At 65.8% G+C, this 18,912-nt stretch carries 18 protein-coding genes; 3 read left to right on the top strand and 15 right to left on the bottom strand.

Annotation, left to right across the window (positions count from 1 at the left end):
* Positions 1–15 precede the first annotated feature (15 nt).
* Entirely contained in the window at positions 16–954 is a 939-nt protein-coding gene (locus EIP75_RS20205) for a LysR family transcriptional regulator (protein WP_125245002.1), read from the bottom strand.
* 120 nt (positions 955–1,074) lie between these two features.
* Between EIP75_RS20205 and EIP75_RS20200 the strand changes: the two genes are divergently transcribed.
* Positions 1,075–1,350 (top strand): DUF4148 domain-containing protein, encoded by a 276-nt coding sequence (locus EIP75_RS20200; RefSeq protein WP_125245001.1) that lies wholly within the window; start codon positions 1,075–1,077, stop codon positions 1,348–1,350.
* Positions 1,351–1,476: 126 nt separating this feature from the next.
* Here EIP75_RS20200 and EIP75_RS20195 read toward each other — a convergent pair whose 3' ends face one another.
* Positions 1,477–2,790, bottom strand: a complete 1,314-nt coding sequence (locus EIP75_RS20195) for an acyltransferase (RefSeq protein ID WP_158622917.1) — start codon at positions 2,788–2,790, stop codon at positions 1,477–1,479.
* Between the two features lie 160 nt (positions 2,791–2,950).
* Here EIP75_RS20195 and sbcB point away from each other — a divergent pair, with 160 nt between their 5' ends.
* Together sbcB and EIP75_RS20185 are read left to right on the top strand one after the other, a co-directional pair.
* Positions 2,951–4,396 carry an exodeoxyribonuclease I gene (sbcB, locus tag EIP75_RS20190; protein ID WP_125244999.1) on the top strand — a complete coding sequence of 482 codons (1,446 nt, stop codon included), beginning with the start codon at positions 2,951–2,953 and terminating at the stop codon, positions 4,394–4,396.
* An 8-nt stretch (positions 4,397–4,404) separates the two neighbouring features.
* On the top strand, positions 4,405–4,911 hold the full coding sequence (locus EIP75_RS20185; protein WP_125244998.1) for a M48 metallopeptidase family protein: 507 nt from the start codon (positions 4,405–4,407) through the stop codon (positions 4,909–4,911).
* Between the two features lie 21 nt (positions 4,912–4,932).
* On the opposite strand, the gene EIP75_RS20180 is transcribed toward EIP75_RS20185, so the two are convergent.
* From EIP75_RS20180 to prpB, 13 genes are all read right to left on the bottom strand, one after another.
* Positions 4,933–5,409, bottom strand: coding sequence for a DUF2269 family protein (locus tag EIP75_RS20180; protein WP_125244997.1), 477 nt, complete (start codon positions 5,407–5,409; stop codon positions 4,933–4,935).
* The gene (locus EIP75_RS20175) at positions 5,406–5,783 is read right to left on the bottom strand and encodes a DoxX-like family protein (RefSeq protein WP_125244996.1); all 378 of its coding nucleotides are present in this window, start codon (positions 5,781–5,783) and stop codon (positions 5,406–5,408) included. Before EIP75_RS20175 ends, EIP75_RS20180 begins: the two co-directional genes overlap by 4 nt.
* The gene (locus EIP75_RS20170; protein ID WP_125244995.1) at positions 5,774–6,661 is read right to left on the bottom strand and encodes an NAD-dependent epimerase/dehydratase family protein; all 888 of its coding nucleotides are present in this window, start codon (positions 6,659–6,661) and stop codon (positions 5,774–5,776) included. The genes EIP75_RS20175 and EIP75_RS20170 overlap by 10 nt, the downstream gene beginning before the upstream one ends.
* Positions 6,658–7,071: a hypothetical protein gene (locus tag EIP75_RS20165; RefSeq protein ID WP_125244994.1), complete on the bottom strand. Its 414-nt coding sequence runs from the start codon at positions 7,069–7,071 to the stop codon at positions 6,658–6,660. Before EIP75_RS20165 ends, EIP75_RS20170 begins: the two co-directional genes overlap by 4 nt.
* Positions 7,072–7,081: 10 nt before the next feature.
* Complete coding sequence (locus EIP75_RS20160; RefSeq protein ID WP_125244993.1) at positions 7,082–7,534, bottom strand: thiol-disulfide oxidoreductase DCC family protein; 453 nt, start codon at positions 7,532–7,534, stop codon at positions 7,082–7,084.
* 58 nt (positions 7,535–7,592) lie between these two features.
* Positions 7,593–8,117 (bottom strand): GbsR/MarR family transcriptional regulator, encoded by a 525-nt coding sequence (locus EIP75_RS20155; protein WP_125244992.1) that lies wholly within the window; start codon positions 8,115–8,117, stop codon positions 7,593–7,595.
* Positions 8,118–8,200: 83 nt separating this feature from the next.
* Positions 8,201–8,668 carry a hypothetical protein gene (locus EIP75_RS20150; protein WP_125244991.1) on the bottom strand — a complete coding sequence of 156 codons (468 nt, stop codon included), beginning with the start codon at positions 8,666–8,668 and terminating at the stop codon, positions 8,201–8,203.
* 217 nt (positions 8,669–8,885) lie between these two features.
* On the bottom strand, positions 8,886–11,477 hold the full coding sequence (acnB, locus tag EIP75_RS20145) for a bifunctional aconitate hydratase 2/2-methylisocitrate dehydratase (RefSeq protein ID WP_125244990.1): 2,592 nt from the start codon (positions 11,475–11,477) through the stop codon (positions 8,886–8,888).
* Between the two features lie 383 nt (positions 11,478–11,860).
* Entirely contained in the window at positions 11,861–12,526 is a 666-nt protein-coding gene (locus tag EIP75_RS20140; RefSeq protein WP_125244989.1) for a hypothetical protein, read from the bottom strand.
* A gap of 212 nt (positions 12,527–12,738) precedes the next feature.
* The gene (gene prpF / locus EIP75_RS20135) at positions 12,739–13,926 is read right to left on the bottom strand and encodes a 2-methylaconitate cis-trans isomerase PrpF (protein WP_125244988.1); all 1,188 of its coding nucleotides are present in this window, start codon (positions 13,924–13,926) and stop codon (positions 12,739–12,741) included.
* Positions 13,927–14,064: 138 nt separating this feature from the next.
* Positions 14,065–16,677: a Fe/S-dependent 2-methylisocitrate dehydratase AcnD gene (gene acnD, locus EIP75_RS20130; protein WP_125244987.1), complete on the bottom strand. Its 2,613-nt coding sequence runs from the start codon at positions 16,675–16,677 to the stop codon at positions 14,065–14,067.
* 135 nt (positions 16,678–16,812) lie between these two features.
* Positions 16,813–17,985, bottom strand: a complete 1,173-nt coding sequence (gene prpC, locus EIP75_RS20125) for a bifunctional 2-methylcitrate synthase/citrate synthase (RefSeq protein ID WP_125244986.1) — start codon at positions 17,983–17,985, stop codon at positions 16,813–16,815.
* A gap of 41 nt (positions 17,986–18,026) precedes the next feature.
* On the bottom strand, positions 18,027–18,911 hold the full coding sequence (prpB, locus tag EIP75_RS20120) for a methylisocitrate lyase (RefSeq protein ID WP_125244985.1): 885 nt from the start codon (positions 18,909–18,911) through the stop codon (positions 18,027–18,029).
* Position 18,912: the final 1 nt, after the last annotated feature.

Below are 18,912 nucleotides of genomic sequence, written 5' to 3'. Positions count from 1 at the left end.
ATCAACGGTCCGAGGTCAGCGGACGACCAGTGAGTCGAGCCAGGGGTCGCTGTCCAGCGACCCGCCAAAGCAGCTCACCAGAAAGTCCATGAACACGCGCGTGCGGGCCGGAAGGTACTGCCGCGATGGGTAGGCCGCGTGCACGACATAGTTGCGCTGCACCGGCGTGTCGGCCAGCAGGCGCACCAGCGTGCCGCTGCGCAAGGCGTCTACCAGCATGTAGCTGGGCAGCGCCACCACCCCCATGCCGGCCAGGGCTGCGGCCTTGAGCGTCTCCACATGGTTGGAGGTCAGGGCCACCCGCATCGGCAAGGCGGTGGCCTCGCCACCTCCAGCTCCGCGCACGAACCATTCGCGCGGCGAGATGGGCGACACCGCCACCAGGCAGTCGTGCTGCGCCAGCTCGGCCGGTGTCTGCGGGTGCCCATGCTGGGCCAGATAGGCCGGCGTGGCGCAGATGACCACGTTGGTGCGCGCCAGGGGCCTGGCCACGAAGCCGCCCTCGAGCTGCTCGGTCTGCAGCGACATCAGCACCGAGACATCGCAGCCTTCGTCCAGGCCGCCCGCGGAAGCCGGTGAAATCCAGTCCAGTGTGATGCCCGGATAGGCCTGCCGGAACGCGCCCAGCCGACCGGCCAGCCACACCGAGATGCTCGGGGGAATGTAGACGCGCAGGTGGCCCGCCGGCTCTGCAGCCTGGGAGGCAGCGAGCGATTCGGCTTCGTCCACTTCCGTGAGGATGGTTCGCACGCGCTGCAGGTAGGCCTGGCCGATCTCGGTGAGCGCCAGCCGGCGTGTGGTGCGGTTGAGCAGCCGGGCCCCCAGGTGGGATTCGAGTTCAGCCACCAGGCGTGTCACCACGGCGGGGGCCAGGTCCAGGGCCCGTGCCGCCGCAGCGAAGCTGCCTTCGTCGATGACGCGGGCGAACACCCGCATGCTGCGCAGCTGATCCATGGTGATTATTCAAAAATCAGGAATGAACCATTCTAGTAGCGGTGATTTATTCGTGCTTGTGATGTCAATACAGTGAACCCATCGATCACTGACGACCGACACACCTGAAAGGACCCTGCCATGACCACCCGCCTGACCCTCTCTGTCCTCCTGGCCTCTTCGCTGCTGGCCGGCACCGCTTTCGCCGCCGACACCGGCAAGCCCCTGACCCGCGCCGAAGTGCAGGCTGAACTGGCCCGTGCCCGTGCCGAAGGCCCTCTGCCCAACGACCTGCCTGCCGGTTTCCAGCCCGCCGATGTGCAGTCGGCCAAGGCCGCACCGTCGGTTAAGACCGCTTCGGTGGCCGATTCGACCACCACGGTCAGCACCGCCGCCACCGTGCGCGCCGCTCACTGAGCATCCGTCGGTGCCCTGAAAGCACCGGCCCCCGGCAGCAGGCCCATCGGCCTGACCGACCGGCCCCGTCGATGCGGCCCACAAGGCCGAGCAGACCGGGCCGGTTTCTCGTTTCAGGTGCCCGTGTCAGTGCTTGTGAAGGCGGCGCATGGCGTCCAGCTCGGGCTTGAGCGCCGTGAGGTGGATGTCCACCCCGCCATCCATCTCAGGCGTCGGGATGATCATCAGCATGCGGAACACCACCCGCGTGGCGTCGTGCCAGCTGGGGCGGCCGGTGCCGAAGTCGATCTCGTACATCGGGTAGTGGCTGCAGTTGTTGAGCACCAACCCGCCATCAAGCGTGCGGCCCACCGAGCGCATCATCAGCTTGAGGATGCCCTTGGTCTGGCGGGCGCGCTCCATCAGGCCCAGGTAGCCGAGCAGGTCGTCGTTGGTGAGGCTGTCGGCAGGCATGCGGCTTTTCAGGGCAATGGCAGCCACTGAGAGCTGGTCCAGCTCATCGGCCGTGTACATCACCTCGCCATGGCCCAGTGCGTTGCCGAAGAAATGCCGCGGCACGCGCAGACGGCGCTTGTAGCGCAGGTCGATCACGTGGCCCAGGCAACGATCCCGCCGGTGCGTCCAGAACGGGTTCAGCACCTTCAGGCAATGGGCGGTGACCAGCTCCGCCGTGGTGGCGCCGTCGGCCTGCGGGAACTCGGTGCGGGCCTGCTGCTTCCATTGCTCGATGGTGTTGGCCGGGATGCGGAACACATCCTTGTCGATGCTGACCAGGTGCTGCCAGCCCAGGCCGGCGAACTGGCGTACGCGGTCCCAGAAGCCCATCTGGTACACATAGCCGCGGGTGTAGGGCGTCTGCAGGTTGGCTTCTCCCAGCCTGATCAGTTGTTCACGCTCCATGGGGCGATCGGGCACTTCTTCGCCACGCGCACACGCTGCCCAGTCGACCATGAAGCCCCAGTAGGCGGTGCCGTCCATCACCGAGTGCGCGGCGGTGTTGCTGAGCACCGCGCCACCGTCGTCGAACTGGTAGACATCCACCTCGAACAGCGGCTGGCTGTCCTTGAAGATGTTCCAGGGGTAGATGGGGGTGTGAAAGCCCTTGAGCAGCGGGTGCAGGTGCCTGTCGGGCCCATAGGCGGGGAGCGCGCCTGCGCACTGGTGCACACGAAAGCGGACGCCGGCATCGTTGCCCTCGATGTACGGCAGGCCCTGGGCATCCTTGCGCATGCGCCCGCCCAGCAGCGGGTACTTGCCCAGCATGGTGGTGAGCGAGCGCTGCAACTGGGCCACGTCCAGGCCCTTCGGGTAGACCTGCACGATGGGGATGCCCATGTGCGAGGTGAAGATGTCGATGCCCGAAACGCGCTGTGAGGCGGTGCACACGCCGCCCCTGAGCAGGGTGGTCGAGACGATGCGGGAGGAGATCTTGGCGCTCATGTCAGATGGAGGCTGCACTCGGACGGACGTGCCGGCCACCGACTGTAGCGGCCGCGTGCCAGCCCCGGCACCCGTGTTTGCCCAATGAATCCGCGCCTTTCCTGTAAACAGGGGGCGGGGTGGCCCGGCAGCGCGCCTGCTCTCGGGTATCGTGCGGGGCATGAGCGATTTCACCTTTTACTGGCACGACTACGAGACCTTCGGCGTCGTGCCCCGCCGCGACCGCCCCTCTCAGTTCGCCGGTGTCCGCACCGATGCCGACCTCAACGAGGTGGGCGAGGCCGTGATGCAGTTCTGCCGCCCGGCACCCGACTACCTGCCCGATCCTGGCTCGTGCCTGCTGACCGGCATCCTGCCCCAGGCCTGCCTGGAAAAAGGCATCCCTGAACATGCTTTTGCTGACCTGATCGAATCCGAACTGGCCCGCGACAACACCATCGGCGTGGGCTACAACACCATCCGTTTCGATGACGAGGTCACGCGCCACCTGTTCTGGCGCAACCTGATGGACCCGTACGCGCGCGAATGGCAGAACGGCTGCGGCCGCTGGGACCTGCTGGATGTGGTGCGCTGCACCTGGGCGCTGCGCCCCGAAGGCATCGAGTGGCCCCGCCATGAGGATGGCCGCCCATCGTTCAAGCTGGAGCACCTCACCAAGGCCAACGGCCTGGCACACGAGGCGGCGCACGATGCCTTGTCCGATGTGCGCGCCACCATCGCGCTGGCCCGCCTGATCAAGCTCAAGCAGCCCCGCCTGTGGGAGTTCTGCCTGCGCCTGCGCAAAAAGGACGCGGTGCTGTCGGAGATCGGCGTAGGCAAGCCCTTCCTGCACATCTCCGGCATGTACGGCGTCGACAAGGGCTGCATCGGCATCGTGTGGCCGCTGGCGCCGCACCCCACCAACAAGAACGAGATCATCGTCTGGGATCTGGCCCAGGATCCGACCGAACTGTTCTCGCTGGACGCGACGACGATCCGCCAGCGCCTGTACACCAAGGCCGAAGATCTGCCCGAGGGTGTGACACGCCTGCCCATCAAGAGCGTGCACATCAACAAGTCGCCCATCGTGATCGGCAACCTCAAGATGCTCAGCGCCGAGGTGGCCACGCGCTGGTCGCTGGACGTGGAGCAATCGCTGCGCCACGCCGAGATCGCTGCGCTCAAGGGCGCCTCGATGGCCGGGATCTGGCCCGAGGTGTTTCACCGCGCACCGCCCGAGAGCGCGCCCGATGTGGACGAAGACCTGTATGGCGGCTTCCTGGGCCAGGAAGATCGCCGCCTGCTGCAGCGCATCCGCACCATGACGCCGGAGCAGCTGGCCGAACGGCTGATCGAGCGCCAGCCCGCCTTCGCCGACGAACGGCTTGAAGAGCTGCTGTTCCGCTGGCGCGCGCGCAACCACCCGCACACCCTGAGCGTGACCGAGCAGCAACGTTGGGAGCAGCATCGCCGTGCGAAGCTGATCGACGGGCAGGGGGGCGCACTCACGCTGGCTGGCTTCTTCGAGCGCATTGATACGCTCAGCGAGCAGTTGGCGGAAGATGACGAGCGTGGCCAGGACATCCTGGGCGCCCTGTACGACTACGCCGAGCAGATCGCCCCCTGAGTGAAGCCATGAACACCGCCACCCCGCTGAAGTACCTGGCGGGCTACCCTGAAGACCTGCTGGCGCAGGTGCGCCAGTTGATCGACCAGGGCAAGCTGGGCGACGTGATCGCGCGCCGCTACCCCGAGCCACACGAGGTGCGCACCGACAAGGCCCTGTACGACTACGTGACCGAGCTGAAGGAGCGCCACCTGCGCAAGGCCGATCCGCTGAGCAAGGTGGCCTACGACAGCAAGCTCAAGGTGATCCAGCATGCGCTGGGCACGCACACGGCCATCTCGCGTGTGCAGGGCGGCAAGCTCAAGGCCAAGCGCGAGATCCGCGTGGCCAGCCTGTTCCGTGAGGCGCCGGCGCCGTTCCTGAACATGATCGTGGTGCACGAGCTGGCGCACCTGAAGGAGCGCGAGCACGACAAGGCCTTCTACCAGCTGTGCACCTACATGCTGCCCGATTACCACCAGGTGGAGTTCGATCTGCGCCTATACCTGACGGCCCTGGATCTGCCTTCGGGCTGAGTGCCGCCGGGCACCGCAGCTTCATCCCCACAGTGCGGGCTTGTTGACCATCAGGTAGTACACGGTCAGCATGGCGATGAAGGCCGGGTAGCCCAGGGCTTCCCACCGCCTGGCGTATTGCTGGTACAGGTGGGGCAGTGGCCCGCCCTCGGCGTGGGCCTGTTGGGCCATGGCCGCCATGCGCACCTGCAGCCAGACCACCGGCAGCCAGCAGACCCCCGCCACGGCGTACAGCACGATCGACAGCAGCAGCCAGGGCGCGTCGAGCGGCCAGCCCGCCATGTGGGCCAGCGCCACGCCGCTGAGCGGCTGCAGGATCACCGTGGGCGTGGTGAACCACCAGTCGGCGCGCACCACCAGCCTGCTGACGACGGCCTGTGCCGCGACCGAGCCGCTGCGGTTGGCGAAGAACATGAAGAAGGCCGAGCCGAAGCCCGTGCCGACCATCAGCACGCTGGACATGATGTGCAGCCACTTGAGGATCAGGTAGGTGTTCATGGTGTGTCCTCATCCGAGATCAGCACCCACAGCATCGCGGCGATGGGCAGGTTCTTGAGCAAGGGCCCCAGCGGGTGCAGCCACAGTGTCGGCGCGAGCACGGTCGCCACCACCGTCATGGCGCCCATCGCGATCAGGGCTGCGATCCAGGTGGCACGTCGGGGGCGGAGCAGCATGGCCACACCCAGGACCGCGTCCAGCACAATGCCACCCCAGATCCCGATGGCCTGCCAGATGGGGTGTTGCACGTTCGCCTGCTGCATCAGCTGGAGTGACTGGCCGCGGGCCTCCAGCGCGCTGACGACGGCGGTGCCCAGCCAGACCGTGATCAGGCTGGCGTGCAGCACCCGCCGTTGAGCCTGGTTCAGCGCCATGCGGCCTCCACCATCCGTTGATGGGGCAGCGCGGGCCGCCCCAGCAGGCTGGGCAGGGTCTCGGCCGGTCCCACGTTGTCCTGCGCGAGCAGGGCCAGGGTTTCGCTGCACCAGGGGGCGAAGGGCAGCGCATCACCCACCCGCGCGCTCCAGCGGGTCAGCGGGGCCGGCAGGTGCCGCATCCTGGCAGGGCGGTGCCCCAGTTGGTGGCGCAGGCTGGCGATGAACTCGGCCAGGCCCAGCGAGGATGGGCCTACGCAGGGCAGGATGCCTGTGTGCTCCAGCCCTTCACCGCTCAGCAAGGCGGCCACGGCGTCGGCCAGGTCCTGCACCGCCACGGGTTGCACGCGCGCCTTGATCACGGGCCCCGGCAGCGCAAGCCAGGGGCTGCGTGCCAGCGCCATGAAGAGGCGGCTGCTGTCGCCCCCACGCCCGAACACGATGCTGGGGCGAAGCACGACGCCGTCCAGCCGCCCGGACTGCGTCAAGGCCAGCAAATGCTGGTCGGCCGCCAGCTTGGTGCAGGCATAGCGTGTCGGGTTGCCTTCGATGCCCAGCGCCGATATCTGCACCACACGACGCACACCAGCCAGAGCACAGGCATCGAACAAGGCCTTGGGCACCGTCTCGTGGACCGACTGCAGGGGTCGCGTTGCCGTGTCGCGCAGCACCCCCACCGCGTTCACCACTGCATCGAAGCCCTGAACCCTGGGCAGCCAGCGTGCGACATCCGTGTCCTGGACAAAGTCCACCTTCAGCAGGCCGGGTTGTGGCCTGCGGCCGGAGCCTGCCCCGATCACCTGATGGCCGGCCGTCGTGAGCGAGCGGGCGAGGTGCCGGCCGATGAAGCCTTGGGCTCCGCACAACAGCACCTTCATGATCGGGCTCCCGGGTCAGCAGGCCATGAGGCGTCGGCTCCAGTGCCGGGTGGATGAGCCCGATCCGGTGCGGAGACCTTCTGGCCTTCCATGATCAGCCGCACCTGGCCCCACACCCGGGTGGAGATGAAGGCCACGGTCAGGAACACACCGGAGATGACGGTCAGCAAGGCCCGGCGCATGGCGTCGACGACGCTGGCATCGGGGTCGAACTGCCCGAAGACCAGGGTCATGAACACCGTGCCGCACACCGCCAGCAGGTAGGCGCTGCGCACCCAGAACTCGGCGCCGCCGTCGGCATCGCAGAAAGACCGCAGCACCTTCAGCAGGATGGGACGCAGGTAGGACACGGCCACGATGGGACCGGCCACCGCGATCAGCAGCGACAGCAGGAAGAGAGAGGTGTCCATGGTGTTCTCCTCAGCGCATGGCGCAATGGTTGTCCCGGCAATGGGCCCGGCGGGCGGCTCGCTCCGCTGCCCAGCGGGTGGGGCCCTCGAACAGGCCGGCCACCAGCCAGCGAGGCACCTGGTGGCGATGGCGCACCAGCCACGGGTAGGTTCGATCGGCCCACTGACGCAGCACAGGCCAGGCGGTGGGTGCGGTCAGCCAACCCAGGCCCACGGCGCCATAGGCGTGGCGAAACACTTCCACCCCGGTGATCACTTGCCCGTCCGCCCATTGGGCATGGATGCAGGCCAGCAGATCGCTCTGGGTGGTGTTGATGATGGGCGATGCAAAACCGGGCGCCGAGGCGTCGACGAATGTCAGCAGCCCTTCGGTATTGCGCAGCATCAGGTTGCGCATCTCGCCATCACAGAGCCGGCAAGAGGCGTCGTAGTAGATCGTCAGGGGGTATCGGGCTTGGTTCATGATCGACTCCTTATGAAATTTCAGTAAAAACAGAAATAAACGATCAAAAAAAGGGGCCTTACGAGCCCCGCACGAATTTCTGCACGCTGGCCCCCATGCGCATGACCTTTTCGAGCGTGGAGGGCGACAGTCGGAGCATTTCGTCGGACCAGGAGCCGACCGACTGCATCAGCTTGAGTGTCTCGCGGACCCGGTCTTGTGCATCGGGGGGCTCCTTGGCAAAGCCAGACTGGTTGACGAGATCCTGCAGCATGCGGGTGGTGGGGTCGAACTCGCGCTCCTTGCGCTCTCGGATCACGGTGCGGAACAGCTCCCACACGTCTAGAGAGGTCTCAAAGTAGTCACGCCGATCGCCGAGCAGCTGCGTGGTGCGCACCAGCTTCCAGTTGAGCAGCTCCTTGAGGCTGTTGCTCACATTGGAGCGCGCCACGCCCAAGGTTTCGGCGATGTCTTCGGCATGCAGAGGGCGACCGTGGAAGAAGAGCAGGGCGTGGATCTGCGAGACGGTGCGGTTCACACCCCAGGCAGAGCCCATTTCACCCCAGTGAACCACGAACTTGCGAGCGACATCAGAGAGTTCCATGGCGTCACTATAGTCTGACTGTAATTTCTGTCAATACTGAAATTAAGGGGCGCGCCAAAATCCCTCGCTCTTCCAGCAGCTGATCAGGCGTAGGTGTCGACGTTGGAGCCCACCAGCGAGCCCTCCGCGCGATTGCGGGCCACCGCTGCAGCGTCACGCTGCGCATTGCGGGCTTCCTGGGCCACATTGGTCGGGCGTTCCTCAGGCGGCGGTGAGGCTCGCCTGGTGGTGGTCGGCGTGTCCGAGGGTTGACCGAGTTCGCTCGTGTCCTCGGCGATCTCCGAGTCGTCCTCTTCAGGCTCGGGCACCCCTGCTTGTTGTGCGGCAGCGTTGGCAGCCTGTTGCAGTTGACCGATCTGGGTCTGCAGAAGTCCCATCTGCTGGGTCAGGGCCTGCAGGCGGTAGGTGGCGGTTTCGTCGTTGCTCGATGCGGCACTGGCGCGCTGCTTGTCGAGCGCCTCAAGGCGACGCTGCAACAGCCCGATCTGGGTGTCGCTGGAAACAGGGCGGGTGACGCGGCTGATACCGGTGATGGCTGATACGTTGCTCATGGGAAACTCCCTTCCCATCCAAGGATTAACGTCTTTTTCGGACTGCTTATTGAAAGACTGTAGCCATTTCTGAGCCTTCATTACAAATGATGAATGGAACCTTTAATCTGAAAAATCAAGAAAAATGGCCCGCCGGATTGCTCCATGCGGGCCATTCAGACCATTCAGGCTACCTGGGCCGGGATCATGTCCCGAGCCAAGCGCCAACCTGAACGGATCAGGCGTTCACAGCCTTGGCGGTTTCCACGTACTCTTCAATCTGGTTGAAGTTCATGTAACGGTAGATCTTGTCGGCGTCCTTGGTGATCACGCCCATGTCGGCGTGGTATTCCTCGACCGTGGGGATGCGGCCCAGCTTGGAGGCGATGGAGGCCAGCTCGGCCGAGGCCAGGAACACGTTGGAGTTCTTGCCCAGGCGGTTCGGGAAGTTGCGGGTGGAGGTGGACACCACGGTGGCGCCTTCCTTCACTTGGGCCTGGTTGCCCATGCACAGCGAGCAGCCGGGCATTTCCATGCGGGCACCAGCGCCGCCCAGCGTGTTGTAGTGGCCTTCCTTGGTCAGCTCCGCGGCATCCATCTTGGTGGGCGGTGCCACCCACAGACGCACGGGGATGTCCTTCTTGCCTTCGAGCAGCTTGGACGCGGCGCGGAAGTGACCGATGTTGGTCATGCACGAACCGATGAAGACTTCATCGATCTTGGTGCCTTGCACTTCCGTCAGCGTGCGGGCGTCGTCCGGATCGTTGGGCGCGCACAGGATGGGTTCCTTGATGTCGGCCAGGTCGATCTCGATCACGGCGGCGTAGTCGGCGTCCGCGTCGCCCTTGAGCAGTTGCGGGTTGGCCAGCCAGGCTTCCATCGAGGCGATGCGGCGCTGCAGGGTGCGGGCGTCGGCATAGCCGTTCGCAATCATGTTCTTCATGAGCACGATGTTGGACTGCATGTACTCGATCACCGGCTCCTTGTTCAGGTGCACGGTGCAGCCGGCGGCAGAGCGCTCGGCCGAAGCGTCGGACAGCTCGAACGCTTGCTCGACCTTCAGTTCAGGCAAGCCTTCGATTTCGAGGATGCGGCCCGAGAAGATGTTCTTCTTGCCAGCCTTGGCCACGGTCAGCAGACCGGCCTTGATGGCGTACAGGGGGATGGCATGCACCAGGTCACGCAGGGTGATGCCGGGCTGCATCTTGCCCTTGAAGCGCACCAGCACGGATTCGGGCATGTCCAGCGGCATCACGCCCGTGGCGGCGGCGAAGGCCACCAGGCCGGAACCGGCGGGGAAGGAGATGCCGATCGGGAAGCGGGTGTGCGAATCGCCGCCGGTGCCGACGGTGTCGGGCAGCAGCAGGCGGTTCAGCCAGCTGTGGATCACGCCGTCGCCAGGACGCAGGGCCACGCCGCCGCGGTTGCTGATGAAGGCGGGCAGCTCGCGGTGCATCTTCACGTCCACGGGCTTGGGGTAGGCCGCGGTGTGGCAGAAGGACTGCATCACCATGTCGGCGCTGAAGCCCAGGCAGGCCAGGTCCTTCAGCTCGTCGCGGGTCATCGGGCCGGTGGTGTCCTGCGAGCCGACCGTGGTCATCTTGGGTTCGCAGTAGGTGCCCGGGCGCACGCCCTGGCCTTCAGGCAGACCGCAGGCGCGGCCGACCATCTTCTGGGCCAGAGAGAAGCCCTTGCCGCTGTCCTTGGGCGCTTGCGGCAGGCGGAACAGGGTGGAGGCGGGCAGCCCCAGGAACTCGCGGGCCTTGCCGGTGAGCGAGCGGCCGATGATCAGGTTGATGCGGCCGCCGGCCTGCACTTCGTCGAGCAGCACTTGCGACTTCAGCTCGAAGTTGGCAGCGACAGCGCCGTTCTTCTCGATCTTGCCTTCGTACGGGTACACGTCGAGCACGTCACCCATTTCGAAGTTGGAAACGTCCACTTCGATGGGCAGCGAGCCGGAGTCTTCCTGCGTGTTGAAGAAGATGGGGGCGATCTTGCCGCCCAGGGTGACGCCGCCGAAGCGCTTGTTGGGCACGAAGGGAATGTCTTCGCCGGTGGCCCAGATCACGCTGTTGGTGGCGGACTTGCGCGAAGAGCCGGTGCCGACCACGTCGCCCACGTAGGCGACCAGGTTGCCCTTCTTCTTCAGGTCTTCGATGAACTGCATTGGGCCGCGCTTGCCGTCTTCTTCAGGCTTGAACTGCGCGTCCGGGCGTGCGTTCTTGAGCATCGCCAGGTAGTGCATCGGGATGTCGGGGCGGCTCCAGGCGTCCGGGGCGGGCGACAGGTCGTCGGTGTTGGTCTCGCCAGGCACCTTGAACACGGTCACGGTGATTTTCTTGGCCACGGGCGGACGGGTGGTGAACCACTCGGCATCGGCCCAGGACTGGATCACATTCTTGGCATTGACGTTGCCGGCCTTGGCCAGCTCGGACACGTCATGGAAGAAGTCGAACATCAGCAGCGTCTTCTTGAGCGCATCGGCGGCGATGGTGCCGACTTCGGCATCAGGCAGCAGATCGACCAGGGGCTTGACGTTGTAGCCGCCGACCATGGTGCCCAGCAGCTCGGTGGCCTTGGCGCGGCTGATCAGCGCGACGGGCAGTTCGCCATCGGCCACGGCCGTCAGGAAGGAGGCCTTCACCTTGGCGGCATCGTCCACGCCCGGGGGCACGCGGTGCGTCAGCAGATCGAGCAGGAACGCTTCCTCGCCAGCGGGCGGGTTCTTGATGAGTTCGATCAGCTCAGCGGTTTGCTGGGCGGACAGGGCCAGAGGGGGAATGCCCAGCGCGGCGCGCTCGGCAACGTGTTGGCGATAGGCTTGCAACATGGTGTTCACCTGGGGTAGGGAAGGGCAAAGATCAAGCGGAAGCTTCAGACGCGAACGTTCACGTCGTGAGCGGCGCGCGCGTGCGAAGGCACAAGAATGCAATTTCTGTGCAGACCGCTATTCTCGCTTACCACGAGGGTTATGACCACCCTTGGGCAGACAAAACACTCAATTGAGTTGTCCAAATCGGGCTTGATTGGCGCGCGCGCATCGCCTTGGGGCGGTTCGGAGCGCGGTAAATGCGTCCCGCGTGCATTTGGTGGCGTTCTTCCTGCGACGCTGAGGCGGGATCTGCTGCCCTCCACCCAATGAAAATCGGCGCCGCAGCAAGCTGCAAGCGCCGTTTGTAGGAGGCGGGGCCTCTCGGCCCCGGTGGGGGTGGTTCAGGGCGCCGTGGCGGCCGCTGCGGCAGGCGGCGGCGACTTGCCGTCCAGGTTGAACACGGAGGGCGGTGGGTTGCGGCGCATTTCTTCCATGGCCACGCGCTGCACCTCGTGCATGCAGCCGTCGACCATGCGCTGGCCGGTCTTGACGTTCATCAGCATGGACTTGGTGGCGATCTGCAGCATCAGCGCTTCGCCACGGGTGTCTTCCAGGCGGATGGTGCCGGTGGAAGACACCACGGGCTTCATCACCCAGACCTGGCGGCCTTCGGTGAGGTTGACGTAGCCAGGGTTGGCGTCGTTGCGGTCCACCAGCACGGATTTCTTGAATTCGCACTCGTACTTGCCGATCAGCACGCGCTGGGCGGCGGCGATCTGTTCGCCGGAGGCCTCCGGCAGCGGAGCCAGCTTGGTTTCCACCCCGGCCGCGACGGCCGCTTTCTTGGCGGCGGAGACCTTGCGCTCCTTGCGTTCCTTGAGCGAGGGGCCCTTGGGCTTGGCCGGCGCCTTGACACCGGTGGGCTCGGTGGTGGCCGCGGCGTGCACTTGCGGCAGGTAGACCGTGGCCCACATGCCGATCAGGGCACCGAGGGACAGAGACATCAGACGCACGCGGCGGGATTGCGCGGCAAGCGCATTCAGCGAAAGGGTGGTGTGGCGGGTCATCGGGGTCACAGCAAGAGTCGATCGGCACGAACGCCTGGTTCGCGGAGGATATTGTGACCGTGGAAATCGTGCTTGCAGACGTGAAAAAACCCGGAGGATCGCGCCTTCCGGGCTCTGGATGAATGGCCTGAACCATTCTCGTAACTGGGTGTTTCTGATTCAGGCGTCCATGTCGATGAATGGGCTGGCCGCCGGGGTGATCAGCCTGAGCGTCAGAACGTGTCGCCCGGCACCCGCACCCATCCTTCCATCAGGATGCGGGCACTGCGGCTCATGATGGCCTTGGTGACGGTCCACTGTCCATTGACCAGCTTGGCCTGGGCGCCCACGCGCAAGGTGCCGGAGGGGTGGCCGAAGCGCACCGCCTCGCGCTCGCCGCCGCCCGCGGCCTGGTTGACCAGCGTGCCGGGGATGGCGGCCGCGGTGCCGATGGCCACGGCCGCCGTGCCCATCATCGCGTGGTGCAGCTTGCCCATGGACAGGGCGCGCACCAGCAGGTCGACATCGGCGGCCTGGATGGTCTTGCCGCTGGAGGCCACGTAGTCGGTAGGCGGCGCCACGAAGGCGATCTTGGGGGTGTGCTGGCGGGTGGCTGCTTCTTCGGGCGTCTTGATCAGGCCCATGCGCAGGGCGCCGGCCACACGGATGGCCTCGAAGCGCTTGAGTGCTTCGGGGTCGGTGTTGATCTGCTCGCGCAGTTCGGTGCCGGTGTAGCCGATGTCTTTCGCGTTGACGAACACCGTGGGGATGCCGGCGGTGATCATCGTGGCCTTGAAGGTGCCCACGCCGGGCACTTCGAGGTCATCCACCAGGTTGCCGGTGGGGAACATCGAGCCGCCCTCGTCACCATCGTCCGACGGGTCCATGAACTCGAGCACGATCTCGGCGGCCGGGAAGGTCACGCCGTCGAGTTCGAAATCGCCCGTCTCCTGTACCTGGCCGTTGGTCACGGGCACGTGCGCGATGATGGTCTTCTTGATGTTGGCCTGCCAGATGCGGACCACGGCCACGCCGTTGTCAGGGATGCGAGAGGGATCGACCAGGCCGGCGTGAATGGCGAAGGAGCCGGCCGCCGTGGACAGGTTGCCGCAGTTGCCGCTCCAATCCACGAAAGGCTTGTCGATGGAGACCTGGCCGTAAAGGTAGTCCACATCGTGGTCGGGCACGCTGGCCTTGGACAGGATCACGCATTTGGACGTGGACGAGGTGGCCCCGCCCATGCCGTCGATGTGCGCAGCATACGGATCAGGGCTGCCGATCACACGCATGAAAAGCTTGTCGCGCGCCTCGCCAGGCATTTGGGCAGCGGCGGGCAGATCCTGCAGGCGGAAGAACACGCCCTTGCTGGTGCCGCCGCGGATGTAGGTGGCGGGGATCTTGGTCTGTGCGGGATGGCTCATGAGCTTTCCTTCAATTTTCATCAAACACTCAGACGCTCGCAGACCACGATCCTGATCCAGCGGCAGTCGAGGATCCGGCTTTGCCGGTCCTCCGACTGCGCCCCCTTGAGGGGGAGCGCCGCAGGCGCTAGGGGGTGGTCAACGGTTCTCAGCAAGAAAGTCTTGTGCGAAGCGCTGCAGCACGCCGCCGGCTTCGTACACGGACACCTCTTCGGCGGTGTCCAGGCGGCAGGTCATGGGCACCTTCACGACTTCGCCGTTCTTGCGGTGGATGACCAGCGTCAGGTCGGCGCGCGGTGTCAACTTGCCTTCAACGTCGTAGGTCTCGGTGCCGTCGAGTTGCAGTGTCAGGCGGTTGGTGCCCGGCTTGAACTCCAGCGGCATCACGCCCATGCCGATCAGGTTGGTGCGGTGGATGCGCTCGAAGCCTTCGGCCGCGATGGCCTCCACACCAGCCAGGCGCACGCCCTTGGCAGCCCAGTCGCGCGACGAGCCCTGGCCGTAGTCGGCGCCGGCCACGATGATCAGCGGCTGCTTGCGGTCATAGTAGGTTTCCATGGCTTCCCACATGCGCACCACCTTGCCTTCGGGCTCGATGCGGGCCAGCGAGCCGGCCTGGATGCTGCCGTCTTCCTTGCGCACCATCTCGTTCTTGAGCGTGGGGTTGGCGAAGGTGGCGCGCATGGCCGTGAGGTGGTCGCCGCGGTGGGTGGCGTAGGAGTTGAAGTCCTCTTCCGGCAGGCCCATCTTGTGCAGGTACTCACCGGCGGCGCTGTTCATCAGGATCGCGTTGGAGGGCGACAGGTGGTCGGTGGTGATGTTGTCAGGCAGGATGGCCAGCGGGCGCATGCCCTTGAGCGTGCGCGGGTTGGCGGCCAGGGCGCCGACGCCTTCGGTGTCCCAGTAGGGCGGGCGGCGGATGTAGGTGCTCTGCGGGCGCCAGTCGTACAGCGGGCTGACCTTCTCGCCGGCGTCGGCCTGAATGGCGAACATCGGCTCGTAGACCTTGCGGAACTGCTCAGGCTTCACTGAGGATTTGACGATGGCGTCGATCTCTTCGTCCGAAGGCCAGATGTCCTTCAGGCGGATCTCTTTGCCGTCGACCACGCCCAGCACGTCGCGCTCGATGTCGAAGCGGATGGTGCCGGCAATCGCATAGGCCACCACCAGCGGCGGCGAGGCCAGGAAGGCCTGCTTGGCGTACGGGTGGATGCGGCCGTCGAAGTTGCGGTTGCCCGAGAGCACGGCGGTGGCGTACAGGTCGCGGTCGACGATCTCCTTCTGGATGACCGGGTCGAGCGCGCCCGACATGCCGTTGCAGGTGGTGCAGGCAAAGGCCACGATGCCGAAGCCCAGCTTCTCCAGATCGCCCATCAGGCCGGCTTCGTTCAGGTACAGCTCGACCGTCTTCGAGCCAGGGGCCAGCGAGGACTTGACCCAGGGCTTGCGCGCCAGGCCCAGCCTGTTGGCGTTGCGGGCCAGCAGGGCGGCCGCGATCACGTTGCGCGGGTTGGAGGTGTTGGTGCAGCTGGTGATGGCGGCGATGATCACGGCGCCATCGGGCATCGTGCCTTCATCGGCCGCCGGCATGCTCCACGGGCCGTTGATGCCCTTGGCGGCCATGTCGGTGGTGGCCACGCGGGCGTGCGGGTTCGAGGGGCCGGCCATGTTGCGCACCACGCTCGACAGGTCGAAGCTCAGGGTGCGTTCGTAGACGGCGTCCTTCAAGGTGTCGGACCACAGGCCGCCAACCTTGGCGTAGGTCTCGACCAGCTTCACTTGTTCTTCGCTGCGGCCCGTGAGGCGCAGGTACTCGATGGTCTGCTCGTCGATGCTGAACATGGCGGCAGTGGCGCCGTATTCAGGCGCCATGTTCGAGATGGTGGCGCGGTCGCCCAGCGTCAGGCTGGAAGCGCCTTCGCCGTAGAACTCGAGGTAGGCGCCAACCACTTTGCTCTTGCGCAGGAACTCGGTCAGGGCCAGCACCACGTCGGTGGCGGTGATGCCGGGCTGGCGCTTGCCGCGCAGCTCCACGCCCACGATCTCTGGCAGGCGCATCCACGAGGCGCGGCCCAGCATCACGTTCTCGGCTTCCAGGCCGCCCACGCCGATGGCGATCACGCCCAATGCATCAACGTGCGGTGTGTGCGAGTCGGTGCCGACGCAGGTGTCGGGGTAGGCCAAGCCCTTCTCGTTGTGGATCACCGGGGACATCTTCTCCAGATTGATCTGGTGCATGATCCCGTTGCCCGCCGGGATCACGTCGACGTTGTCGAAGGCCAGCTTGGTCCAGTTGATGAAGTGGAAGCGGTCTTCGTTGCGGCGCTCTTCGATGTCGCGGTTCTTCTGGAAGGCGTCCGGATCAAACCCGCCGCACTCCACGGCCAGCGAGTGGTCCACGATCAGCTGCACGGGCACCACGGGGTTCACCTTGGCGGGGTCGCCACCTTCCTTCGCGATGGCATCACGCAGGCCGGCCAGGTCCACCAATGCCGTCTGGCCCAGGATGTCGTGGCAGGCCACGCGCGCAGGGAACCAGGGGAAGTCGTGGTCGCGCTTGCGCTCGATCAGCTGTGTCAGCGACTGCGTGAGGATGGCCGGGTCGGCCTTGCGCACCAGGTTCTCGGCGTGCACACGCGAGGTGTAGGGCAGGGTGGCCCAGGCCCCCGGCTTGATCGCGTCGACGGCCTCGCGGGCATCGAAGTAGTCGAGCGTTGTGCCGGGCAGGGGCTTGCGGTACTGGGTGTTCATGGCGAGGGACGGCGTGGCGGTGGGGCTGATGGGCGTGTGGGGACGGCGGGGCGGTCAGCGTGGCCCGCATTGGCATAAGCCTGGACGCGGGCCTGAAATGCAAGGTGGCGCCAGGGGCGCCACCGTTCGGTCAGATCACTTGCGATCCTTGATCGGCACGAACTTCTGGTCTTCCGGGCCGGTGTAGTTGGCCGAGGGACGGATGATCTTGCCGTCGATGCGCTGCTCGATCACGTGGGCGCTCCAGCCGCTGGTGCGGGCGATCACGAACAGCGGGGTGAACATCGCGGTGGGCACGCCCATCATGTGGTAGCTCACGGCGCTGAACCAGTCGAGGTTGGGGAACATCTTCTTGATTTCCCACATCGTCGATTCGAGGCGCTCGGCGATGTTGTACATCTTCAGGTTGTTCTGTTCCTTGGACAGGTCTTCCGCCACCTTCTTGATGACCACGTTGCGCGGGTCGCTCACGGTGTAGACGGGGTGGCCGAAGCCGATCACGACTTCCTTCTTCTCGACGCGGGCACGGATGTCGGCCTCGGCTTCATCGGGCGTGTCGTAGCGCTTCTGGATCTCGAAGGCCACTTCATTGGCGCCACCGTGCTTGGGGCCGCGCAGGGCGCCGATGCCGCCGGTGATGGCGGAGTACATGTCCGAGCCCGTGCCGGCCACCACGCGCGAGGTGAAGGTGGAGGCGTTGAACTCGTGCTCGGCGTACAGGATCAGCGAAGTGTGCATGGCGCTCACCCAGCTGGCGCGCGGCTTCTCGCCGTGCAGCAGGTGCAGGAAGTGGCCGCCGATGGAGTCGTCGTCCGTCTCCACATCGATGCGCTTGCCGTTGTGGCTGTAGTGGTACCAGTACAGCAGCATCGAGCCCAGCGAGGCCATCAGCTTGTCGGCGATGTCGCGTGCACCGGGGTGGTTGTGGTCTTCCTTCTCGGGCTGCAGGCAGCCCAGCACGGACACGCCGGTGCGCATCACGTCCATCGGGTGGGCCGAGGGCGGCAGCTGTTCCAGCGCGGTCTTCAGGCCGGCGGGGATGCCGCGCAGCGCCTTGAGCTTGGCCTTGTAGCTGGCCAGTTCTGCCACCGTGGGCAGCTTGCCGTGCACCAGCAGGTGGGCGATCTCTTCGAACTCGGTGGTGGTGGCCAGGTCCAGGATGTCATAGCCGCGGTAGGCCAGGTCATTGCCGGTGCGGCCGACGGTGCACAGCGCGGTGTTGCCGGCGGCGGTGCCCGACAGGGCGACGGACTTCTTGGGCTTGAAACCGGGCGTGGTGCCTTCGGTGGTCGGGGGGGTAGCGCTCATGGACTGTGTCTCCGGATGAGGTTGAGGCAAGCTTGGTGTGGTTACTTCTTGGCGGCGAACAGCGCGTCGAGTTTGCCCTCGAAGGCGTGGTAGCCGATGCGGTCGTAGAGCTCTTCGCGCGTCTGCATCAGGTCGACCACGTTCTTCTGGTGGCCGTCACGGCGGATCGCAGTGTAGACGGCCTCGGCGGCCTTGTTCATGGCGCGGAAGGCGCTCAAGGGGTAGAGCACCATGCCCACCCCGGTGGGGCGCAGGTCTTCCACGCTGAACAGCGGCGTCTGGCCGAATTCGGTGATGTTGGCCAGCACGGGCACCTTCACGGCCTTCACGAACTTCTCGTAGGTGGGCAGGTCGTAGGCGGCCTCGGCGAAGATGCCGTCGGCGCCGGCCTCGACGCACTTGATGGCCCGCTCGATGGCGGCGTCCACGCCATGCACCTGGATGGCATCGGTGCGGGCGATGATGAAGAAGTCCTTGTCGGTCTTGGCATCGACAGCGGCCTTCACACGGTCGACCATCTCTTCCGTCGACACGATTTCCTTGCCGGGGCGATGGCCGCAGCGCTTTGCGCCGACCTGGTCTTCGAGGTGGCAGGCGGCGGCGCCGGCCTTGATCAGGCTCTTGACGGTGCGGGCCATGTTGAAGGCACTGGGACCGAAGCCGGTGTCGATGTCGACCAGCAAGGGCACATCACACACATCGGTGATGCGGCGCACGTCGATCAGCACGTCTTCCAGGCCGCTGATGCCCAGGTCGGGCAGGCCCAGCGAGCCCGCGGCCACACCGCCACCCGACAGATAGATGGCGCGGTAGCCGGCGCGCTTGGCCAGCAGGGCGTGGTTGGCGTTGATGGCGCCGATCACCTGCAGGGGCGATTCTTCCTTGAGGGCTTGGCGAAAGCGTGCGCCGGGGGACAGGGTGGCCATG

This window comes from Aquabacterium soli (assembly GCF_003933735.1).
Taxonomy (GTDB): domain Bacteria; phylum Pseudomonadota; class Gammaproteobacteria; order Burkholderiales; family Burkholderiaceae_C; genus Aquabacterium; species Aquabacterium soli.
Note: the sequence above shows the minus strand (reverse complement) of the source record. Positions and strands in the feature narration are given on the sequence as shown.